Raw genomic sequence first — 9,661 nt, 5'->3', positions numbered from 1 at the left:
AGACCGCATTCAGGTGACCGACCGGGTAACCGGGACGCCCGGCCGCCTCCAGCGCGGCAAGGTGGGCGAGCCGATGCCGGGTCTGATCGGATGCCCGGGAGGCCGGATCGGCTTCCGGCGGTGGCGGGGCCTCGAGTTGCGCGAGTTCGGCGAGCTGTTCGGCGGTGAAGACGAGTGGCTCGTCGGGCGGCAGACGCATGAACGGGATCGTCAAGAAGCCCTCGGCGATCAGACAGGCGACGCCGACCTGAAGGATGGTCAGCGGATTGGCCAGCGCGACATAGCGCGGCGACCACTGCGGGCCGTATTTGGCGTTGGCGCGATAGAGACTCTGGATCTGCCAGAAGCGGTCGAGCAGGCCTAGCACCTGCGAGTTCATCCTGCGGTAGGTGGTCGCTGCGACATCCTCGGCCTCCGCGAAGACCTGCCGGAAGAAGGCGAAGTTCAACGAGACCCGCGCGATGCCATGGTCGGTGCACCAGCTCATCAGCTCGGCGGTCAGGAACTCGTTGGTGCCGTTCGGAGCATCCGGGCTGCGGCGCATCAGATCGAGCGAGAGACCGTGGCGTCCCCACGGCACGAAACTCTGCACAGCGACCATCGTGTCATTCGCGTCATGGACGGTGACCACCACGATCCTGGCGTCCGCCGGATCTCCGAGCCTGCCGAGGGCCATCGTGAAGCCGCGTTCATCGCCCTCGCGCCATCTCTCGGCGGCCGCATCGAGCGCAGTCAGTTCGTCCGGCTCGAGGTCGCCGGTGCGGGTGATCCGGACGCTCAGCCCGTCGCGCCGGGCGCGGTTGACCGCCCGGCGCACCTCGGTCATCGTCGTCGAGTCGAGGCGGAATTGCCCGGGCTTCAGGATCGCCTCGTCGCCCAGCCGCAAGATCCGGTAGCCGAGCACCGTGTTGTATGCGCGAGCGCCGGCCTCGCCGCACGACAGCACCGCAGGCACCCAGCCGAAGCGGCGCGCTTCGTCCTGCCAGCTGGCGATTGCTTGCGGCCACGAATGCGGGTCGCCGAGCGGATCGCTGGAGGCGAGGCAGACCCCGGCGAAGGTGCGATAGGCGACGGCAGCCTTGCCGTCGGCGGAGAAGTGCAGCAGTTTGTCGGCTCGGGTGTTGAAGTAGCTGAGCGAGTCGTCGTCGCCGTATCCGGCGATCATCCGGCGGGCCGTCAGCGCCGAGGTGGCGTCCGGCTGCTCATCGGAGCGGGTGGAACGCAGGAAGATCACGGTGGCCGCGAGGAGCGCGATCACCATGATCACAGACGCGAGCTGCGGCACCAGATGTGCGACATGCACATTCCACGATCGTGGCGGCGCGATCCCGACCGCGTGCATCAGTGCGGTGACGGTCTGCTGCCAGGCCGGACCGCTCGCGTCCGGCCAGATCAGCACCAGCAGATGGGTGGTGGCTATCGCCAGCACCAGCCCACCCAGCAGTGTGCCCAGTGCGCCCGTCCATGAGCCCGGCGGGATCCGCGCCGGGAAATCCGGACGCAGCCGGATCAGGGCGGGAACCGCAATCACCGCGATGATTGCCGAGGCGATCAGCATGGGCACGTGCTCGTTGGGCCGGTCGAGCATCTGGGGTTCATCGGAAAGCATGATCAGGACAGCCCCGACCGCACCCCACAGCCCCCCGATGACCTGCATCGCAATGACGATCCACAAGGCGAGACGCTTGCGATAGAGCAGCCCGACGGTGAGCAGTCCCAGGCCGGCGGCCGAAACCAGTGAGGCGGTGGCCGGGATGTTCGCCGTCCAGAAGGCCATCTCGGCCCAGCTGACGTGCCCGTGCACCGCGAAGACTCGGCGGCTGAGCCACAGCAGCAAGGCGGTCGGGGTGGCGAGCGCGAACGCCCACGTCACCGCGTTCGCGAGGCGGTGACGACGGGCCTGGATGCTCGGCGCTGTGATGCTCATTGGGTGGCCTCCCAGGCGAAGTGCGGCTCCTGACGGCCCAGCCAGCCGAGCCCGGCCTCCAGGCCGGCGGCCCATACCGAGGTGGTGTGGCCACCGGTGTCCACCAGCTGACTGGTCAACGAGGTGGGAGCCAGCACCGCCGAATTGAACCGCTGCCACGATTCGTAGGGCATGGGGTCGTCCTTCGCTGTATAGAACCACAGATCGACATCGGGCGGGTTGCTGCCGGCGATGACGCCCAGGTCGTAGCTGGTGTCGTCGTCCGGCCGCAGCTTCGGGCCTTCGAAGTCGGCTTCGAAGTAGCCGGACATATTGATACTCGAACCGAAGAGGTCCGGATGCCGCATGGTCAGCATGGACGAGCAGAAGCCGCCCGCGCTGTAGCCGAAGGTCGCCCAGCCCTCGCGATCGGGATCGGATCGCAGATTCGTGCGGATCCAGTTCACGACATCGGTCGCGATATAGGTTTCCATCAGCACCGATCCGTCCGAGGCGTCCACGCATTCGGTGTCGAGATTGTCCGGGAAGACGTCCGGGACGACGACGATCGATTCGCGCAACTGCTGCTGAGAGCTCAGCGAGGCGACGAGCTCGCCGGGATGCAGACCCTCGACGAGCGCGGTGACCGAGCCCGGCACACCACTGAACCCGAGCAGTACCGGATAGAACCGTTCCGGATGGTCCAGATACGACGGCGGCAGCCAGACGGCCGCTGTCTGCGTCCGGCCGCTGGCCGGTCCGGTAATGGAGACCGTCAGGTATTGCCCCTGGGAGGTGTCGTCCGACCAGGTCTGTTCCCCGAATGCGGGATTGGTGCGTGGATTCGACTGCAGATCGGAGGGGATGCCGGTCTGCCACCCAACCGCCGGCTGGTCGGGCTCGGTGGGGTCTCCGACCGCTTCGGTGGCGGCGACCGCGCCGACACCGCCCATGCTCGACCAGGTGGTGAACCACGAACTCTGCGTGTTGAGGACGAGGAAGACCATCGCGAGCGAGAGCAGGATGCTGACCAGGACGCCGACGCTCTGCTCTCCGATCGCATGATGACGATGGGGATGCCGGTGGGTGGGGATCCAGATCAGCGTCCATCCGAGGATGGCGAGGAGCAACACTCCCACGAGGATGAGGATGACCGGCGAGGTCGGCTGAAGCCAGCTGGGCATGTACTCAAGGATGCCCCCTTGCCCGATGAGATTCGGGCGCCGACCGCGAACCGAGCCCGTTTCGGGGCAATCAGCGGGTCGAGGGGGACATGAATCGGGTCGTCACTGATGCAGGCTACGGGTCAGCGTGTAGCCGCGGTTCTGGGTGATCAGTGTGGTCGGGCCGATCAGCTGGGACAGCCGGGATTTCCACGGCAGATGCGAGTTGAAGACACACCAGAACTCGCCGCCGGGCCCCAGCGTCCGGGAAGCCTCGGCGAACAGCGTCAGCGCCGGGGCGGAATCCTTCGCGGCCCCGCGATGGAACGGGGGATTGCAGACGATGACGTCGATGCTCTGGTCATCGAACGCATCAAGGCCGGACGCCCAATGCGCCTCGACTGCGGCGCCGGCGGTGCGCCGGGTCGCATCGACCGCCGCCCAGCTGGCGTCGACCGCGGCCACCGTCGAATCCGGGTGAGTGCGGGTGAGCAGCGCGGCCAGCAGGCCCGATCCGCAGCCCAGATCGAGATAGCGGTCGGCATCGGCCACTCGATCGAGGTGGTCGATGAGTAGCCGGGTGCCGTCGTCCACGCGGCCCGCAGCGAAGGTGGCGCCGTGCCACCACAGGTCGATCTGCTCGCCGCCGATGTCGAGCCGTTTGTGCTTTGGCCAGCTCAGATGGCCGGCCCGCGAGGGCCCGGACGCCAACAGTGCCCGCGACTTCTGTTGTCCCAGGCTTGCCGCCACCGACGAGAAGTGGCGCGCCAGGGCGCTGTTCATCGACCTGCTCAGATGCTTCTCGCGGCCACCGGCGACCAGCTGCACCTCCGGCACTGCAAAGGCGGCGACCAGCTCTGCGTATTCGTCCAACCCGCCCAGCGCACTCGGCAGCCGCATCCAGACCAGGTCGACATCGGCGAGGGCTGCTGCATCCAATCGTGGGATGAGCAGCTCATCGGCCACCAATGCACGGTCTCGGATGTCGTCGCACCAGACGCTGACCCGCCCGGCCCGAGCCGTGCCCTCGTCGGCCAGCCCTGGGGCGTCGACGATCAGCAGATGCCGGGCGTGGTCTGGTGAGTTGGCTGCGATGATGCGGTCGACGGGATCCATGGGCTCGATTCTCTCATCATCATGCTCGCCTGTAACGTTTCGGCCATGCCGGCCAATCGTCAAGTGAATGTCCACGTCATCGCCGACAGTTCGGGTGAGACCGCGGCCAGACTGGCCCGCGCCGCTCAGGCACAGTTCCCGCGGTCCCGGTTCTCGATCGTCCGGCACCCCAGGGTGAAGGACGGCGAGGCCTTGTTGCGGGTCTTCGACCGCATTACCGCAGCCCGTGCGGCTGATCCACAGGGCCGCATTGTCATCCTGTTCACACTGGTGAAGCGGGAAATGGCCGAGATGGTGCGGCGCTACTGCACAGACAAGCAGCTGCACTGCGCCGATCTGCTCGGCGACACCTTGCAGGCGATCGAGCAGACGACCGGCTCCGAGGCGGACGAGGTCGTGATGCGTCCGGTCGCGGTGGAGGCCGACTACTTCGACCGGATCAGCGCGATGGAATTCGCGGTCCGCAACGACGACGGCGTCATGCCCGAGGCACTGGCCGAGTGTGATATCTGCCTGGTCGGGGCCTCCCGGTCGGGCAAGACCCCACTGTCGCTCTACCTGGGATATGTCGGCTACAAGACGGTCAACGTGCCGCTGGTGCCAGGCATCGCGCCGCCCGAGGAACTCTTCGAGATCGAGCGCTGGCGGATCGTGGGGCTGACCATCGACGCCGAGCGGCTGCTGCAGATCCGCTCGCGGCGGGTGAAGACGCTGGGCGGCTACGGCACCAAGGACGGTGGCTACGCCGATCTGGCGAAGATCTATGACGAACTGGACGAGGTCGGGCGCATCCAGCGCCAGCTGGGCTGCCCGGTGATCGACACCACCGGTCTGGCCCTGGAGGAGGCCGCTGCGAGGGTCACAGATCTCGTCGAGGCGCGAGCACGCAAGGCCGGATCGCGGCTGCGCCGTACACCTGGCAGTCTGCGGCTGGCACCATAACCCGCTGTCGGTTGCCCCGGGGCCGAAGAAAACAGCCTGATCCGGTTTCCACTTGTATGCCGAAGCAGGCAGAATAAAGGGGTGCAAGTGCCACCAGTGGCGCTCAACGGCGTGTCACGGACCCGTCCCCGCACGATTTTGCTAGTCAAAGGAGATTTCAGCAGTGACTGATAAGTACATCTACGACATTTCCGAGGGCGACGCGTCGATGAAGCCCATCCTCGGTGGAAAGGGCGCCGGCGTCGCGGAAATGATGCGGCTGGGCGTCCCGGTACCCGACGGATTCACCATCACCACCACGGCATGCGTGGAAACGATGAACAACAATGGCGAGTGGCCAGAAGGCATGCGTGAGCAGATCGCCGAGGGTCTCAAGCGCTTCGAAGAGCGTACCGGGCGCACGCTCGGCGGTAAGGACAAGCCGCTGCTGGTCTCCGTCCGTTCAGGTGCCGTCGTCTCGATGCCCGGCATGATGGACACCATCCTCAACCTCGGCATCAGCGATGAGACCGTCGAGGCCGTGGCTGCCGAGGCAAACAATGAGCGTTTCGCCTGGGACTGCTACCGCCGCTTCATCCAGATGTACGGCGAGGTCGTCGAAGGCGTTTCGCAGCACCTCTACGAGGACGCGCTGACCGCGAAGAAGGCCGAGAAGGGTGTGGAGGGCGACACCGATCTGACCGCCGAGGATCTCAAGGAACTCGTTGCCGAGTTCAAGCAGATCTCGAACGAGGCGCTGGGCGGTGAGTGGACGACCGATCCGGTCGAGCAGCTCAACCGCGCGGTCGACGCGGTCTTCCGTAGCTGGGGCAACCCGCGCGCCGAGGTCTACCGCAAGGCCAACCACATCTCCCGCGACCTGGGTACCGCCGTCAACATCATGCAGATGGTCTTCGGTAACCGAGGCGAGACCTCGGCCACCGGTGTCTGCTTCACCCGTAATCCATCCACCGGTGACAAGGGCATCTACGGCGAGTTCCTGACCAACGCTCAGGGCGAGGATGTCGTCGCAGGCATCCGTACCCCGCGCCATCTGTCGGAGATGGAAGACGTTCTTCCCGAGGCGTACCACGAACTGCTCGACACGATGGCTCGCCTCGAGGGCCACTACAAGGACATGCAGGATCTCGAGTTCACCATCGAGAACCGCAAGCTGTACATGCTGCAGACCCGCAACGGCAAGCGGACCGCTGCCGCAGCGCTGAAGATCGCCTCCGACCTGGTCGACGAGGGCGTCATCGACAAGAACGAGGCGCTGCGCCGCATCGAGCCCGGCCAGCTCGACCAGCTGCTGCACCCGGCCATCGATCCGTCCAACACCGCCAAGCCGATCACCAAGGGCCTGCCTGCTTCGCCTGGGGCTGCCGTCGGTGGCCTGGTCTTCGATGCCGATACCGCCGCCGAACTGGGCGAGAAGGGCGAGGCAGTCGTCCTTGTTCGTTATGAGACCACTCCGGACGACATTCACGGCGTTCTGGTGGCCCAAGGCGTTCTCACCGCTCACGGCGGCATGACCAGCCACGCGGCCGTTGTGGCGCGTGGCTTCGGCAAGCCCTGCGTGGCAGGTGCGACCACGATCAAGATCGACCTCGACAGCAAGCAGCTCACGGTCGGCGACCATGTCTTCAACGAGGGCGACGTCATCACGCTCAACGGCTCGACCGGTGAGGTCTTCGGTGAGGCGCTGAAGCTGATCCCGCCGCGCATCAACGAGGACTTCCAGCGTGTCGTTGCGTGGGCCGACGAGGTTCGGACGATGGGCGTGCGCGCCAACGCCGACAACTTCGAGGACGCGTCCAAGGCCCGCGAGCTCGGTGCCGAGGGCATCGGCCTGTGTCGTACCGAGCACATGTTCATGGCCGCCGACCGGCTGCCGGCCGTCCGTGAGATGATCCTGGCGGAGAACGCCGAGGAGCGGGCCACCGCACTGGAGAAGATCCTGCCGATGCAGCAGGCCGACTTCGAGGGCATCTTCACCGCGATGAAGGGCCTGCCGGTCACCGTCCGGCTGCTCGATCCGCCGCTGCACGAGTTCCTGCCGAACTATCTCGACCAGGCGCTTAAGGTGCAGGAGCTGGAACTCACCGGTGGCGACGCCGCGATCTTGGCCAAGGAGCGCACGACGCTCGCCCAGGTCAAGAAGCTGCACGAGCAGAACCCGATGCTCGGCACCCGTGGCTGCCGTCTGGCGATGCTGTACCCGGAGATCCCCGAGATGCAGACCCGCGCCATCATCCGCGCAGCCCTGGCCGTGCTGGAGCGCGAGGGTGAGACCGTCGGCGTTGAGATCATGATCCCGCTGGTGGGCCTCGAGACCGAGATCGTCACCCAGCGCGCTATCGTCGACCGCACTGCGGCCGATGAGCTGGAGGCCGCCGGCAAGCAGCTGGACTACACGATCGGCACCATGATCGAGCTGCCGCGGGCCGCCCTGATCGCGGACAAGATCGCCGAGCACGCCGACTTCTTCAGCTTCGGCACCAACGACCTGACCCAGACCACTTTGGGTATCAGTCGTGACGATGCCGAGAATGGCTTCCTGGGCGCCTACGTCGCTGATGGTGTTCTGCCGCGCAACCCGTTCGAGACGATCGACATCGACGGGGTCGGCCAACTGGTCCGCACCGGCGTCGAGAAGGGACGCAGCACGAACCCGAAGCTGAAGTGCGGTGTCTGCGGCGAGCACGGTGGCGATCCGGATTCGATCGAGTTCCTCCAGACCGTCGGGCTGAACTACGTGTCCTGCTCGCCGTTCCGGGTTCCGATCGCCCGCTTCGCGGCTGCCAAGGCCGCCATGGAGCAGAAGTGAATTGATCCTGGTCTGAGCCGATCAGAACGAATCAGAGCCTGACAGAGGATTAACGCGCAGCGGTAGTTCTCTGGAGGGTCCTCAGGTGGCCCGGTTCCCTTCAAGGGGCCGGGCCACCTGGCGTTCATGGGTGGGTCTCGTTCAGCGGCTGTCGAAAGTCGCAGGTGCTGCCGGAGTGCGGGTGGTCTGGTGCAGCGGCTGCCGCTAATGGCAGAGGCTAGCGAACCTTCGGTAGCTGTTGTGGTTTCCGGTAGCCGTTGTGGTGGGGGTCGGACGGATCGGCAGTTGTTGGGGTTTCCGGTAGCCGGTGGGGTGGTGGGCGTTTCACGCCTGGCAGCGGCTGCCGAAAGTCGCAGGTGCTGCCGGAGTGCGGGTGGTCTCGTCCAGCGGCTGCCGCTAATGGCAGAGGCTAGCGAACCTTCGGTAGTTGTTGTGGTTTCCGGTAGCTGCTGTGGTGGGGGTCGGACGGATCGGCAGCCGATGTGGCTTTCGGTAGTCGCTGCTCATGCCGCTTCAGAGCCTGACGCAGTGAAACCAGTCTGGTCCAGTGAGACCGGTCCGACCCGGTGAAACCAGCGAGATCAGGCGGGTTCGACCGGGTCGCCGTAGACATCCGGACGAAGGCTGGCCGCGAGGTAGCGCGCCGCGTCCGCATAGTGCGGGCCGGGGTTGTAGAGGAAGTACTGCTGCGGCAGGTAGACGATCTTGCCGTCGCGTACGGCATCCACCGCCTGCCAAGCGGTATTGGACGCAAACTCGTTCGCCATGGCCGCGCGGGCCTCGTCGTTGCTGTTGAACATGCTGGTGACCAGCAGATAGTCGGGCTGCGCGGCGACGATCGCCTCGATGTCGAGGGTGGTGGTGTCGGAGCCGGAGTTATCCGGTGTCTTGCCGGAAGCGATATTGGTGACACCCAGCAGCGAGGTCATTTGGCCCGGCACCGAATCGTCGAGTTTGATCATCGTCGAGTAGGTCGCGGCGTTCAGGATCACGACCGACGTGTCATCGTCCGCGGGCCATTGCTCGACGACGGCTCGGGTGTCGGCGGTGATCTGCGCGATGCGCTGGGATGCCCGCTCGCTGGTTCCGGCCAGCGCACCGAAGATCTCGTAGGCGGTGGTGACATCGTCCAGACTCTTGATCGACGCGGCGAAGGTGGGGACGCCCAGCTGCTCCAGTTGGGATTCGAGAGAGGCTTGAGCGGCCGCCTGAATGATGACCAGGTCGGGATTGAGGCCGATCAGCGCCTCGCTATCGATGCTGCGCGGCAGCCCGAGTTGTGGCAGGGCCCTCATCTCGTCCGCCCGGTCGTCGACGAGCAGAAGGTTCTCGGTGAGCGTGGGTGCGGCGATGGCGGTGCCGCCGGCGTCGTAGAAGATGCTGAGGGGAGTGCCGGAGACCACGGCGATCCGCTGGGGCGGCTGCTCGAAGGTCTCCACATGCCCGGTGAAATCCGTCACGGTCATCGGGAAACCGTCGTTCGAGTACCCGGCGAGGCTCTTGCTACTGGTGATCGGACTCTTGCTGGGGGTGGACGATGAGTCGGGCACCGACGCCGTTGCCCCGCAGCCCGCGGTCAGCACCAGGGCGGCGAATGCACCAAGCACCCGGAGGGTCCAGCTGTGGGTCCGGTTCTTCAAGGCAGTTCTTTCCGGAGCGGCCGGATCGAGCCGGCGCGGCCCCTTTCTAGGCCATGGAAACAGTGCCCGATTACGCTAACACCCG

At 65.9% G+C, this 9,661-nt stretch carries 6 protein-coding genes; 2 read left to right on the top strand and 4 right to left on the bottom strand.

Going from position 1 to position 9,661, the window contains the following annotated elements:
• The 3 genes from AAFP05_RS04815 to AAFP05_RS04805 form a co-directional block, all read right to left on the bottom strand.
• The coding region (locus AAFP05_RS04815; RefSeq protein ID WP_341728718.1) for a phosphatidylglycerol lysyltransferase domain-containing protein at nucleotides 1-1,927 on the bottom strand (1,927 nt) is incomplete at its 3' end.
• Complete coding sequence (locus tag AAFP05_RS04810; protein ID WP_341728717.1) at nucleotides 1,924-3,090, bottom strand: alpha/beta hydrolase-fold protein; 1,167 nt, start codon at nucleotides 3,088-3,090, stop codon at nucleotides 1,924-1,926. The genes AAFP05_RS04810 and AAFP05_RS04815, both read right to left, overlap by 4 nt.
• 102 nt (nucleotides 3,091-3,192) lie before the next feature.
• Nucleotides 3,193-4,185, bottom strand: coding sequence for a methyltransferase (locus AAFP05_RS04805; RefSeq protein ID WP_341728716.1), 993 nt, complete (start codon nucleotides 4,183-4,185; stop codon nucleotides 3,193-3,195).
• Between the two features lie 45 nt (nucleotides 4,186-4,230).
• Between AAFP05_RS04805 and AAFP05_RS04800 the strand changes: the two genes are divergently transcribed.
• Nucleotides 4,231-5,127 carry a pyruvate, water dikinase regulatory protein gene (locus AAFP05_RS04800; protein ID WP_341728715.1) on the top strand — a complete coding sequence of 299 codons (897 nt, stop codon included), beginning with the start codon at nucleotides 4,231-4,233 and terminating at the stop codon, nucleotides 5,125-5,127.
• A 163-nt stretch (nucleotides 5,128-5,290) separates the two neighbouring features.
• Nucleotides 5,291-7,936, top strand: a complete 2,646-nt coding sequence (gene ppdK, locus AAFP05_RS04795) for a pyruvate, phosphate dikinase (RefSeq protein WP_341728714.1) — start codon at nucleotides 5,291-5,293, stop codon at nucleotides 7,934-7,936.
• A 581-nt stretch (nucleotides 7,937-8,517) separates the two neighbouring features.
• On the opposite strand, the gene AAFP05_RS04790 is transcribed toward ppdK, so the two are convergent.
• Nucleotides 8,518-9,576, bottom strand: a complete 1,059-nt coding sequence (locus tag AAFP05_RS04790) for an ABC transporter substrate-binding protein (RefSeq protein ID WP_341728713.1) — start codon at nucleotides 9,574-9,576, stop codon at nucleotides 8,518-8,520.
• Between the last annotated feature and the right edge of the window lie 85 nt (nucleotides 9,577-9,661).

It is taken from the genome of Brooklawnia sp., assembly GCF_032229645.1.
GTDB lineage: Bacteria > Actinomycetota > Actinomycetes > Propionibacteriales > Propionibacteriaceae > Brooklawnia.
This window is presented reverse-complemented; position numbering and strand designations above follow the sequence as displayed.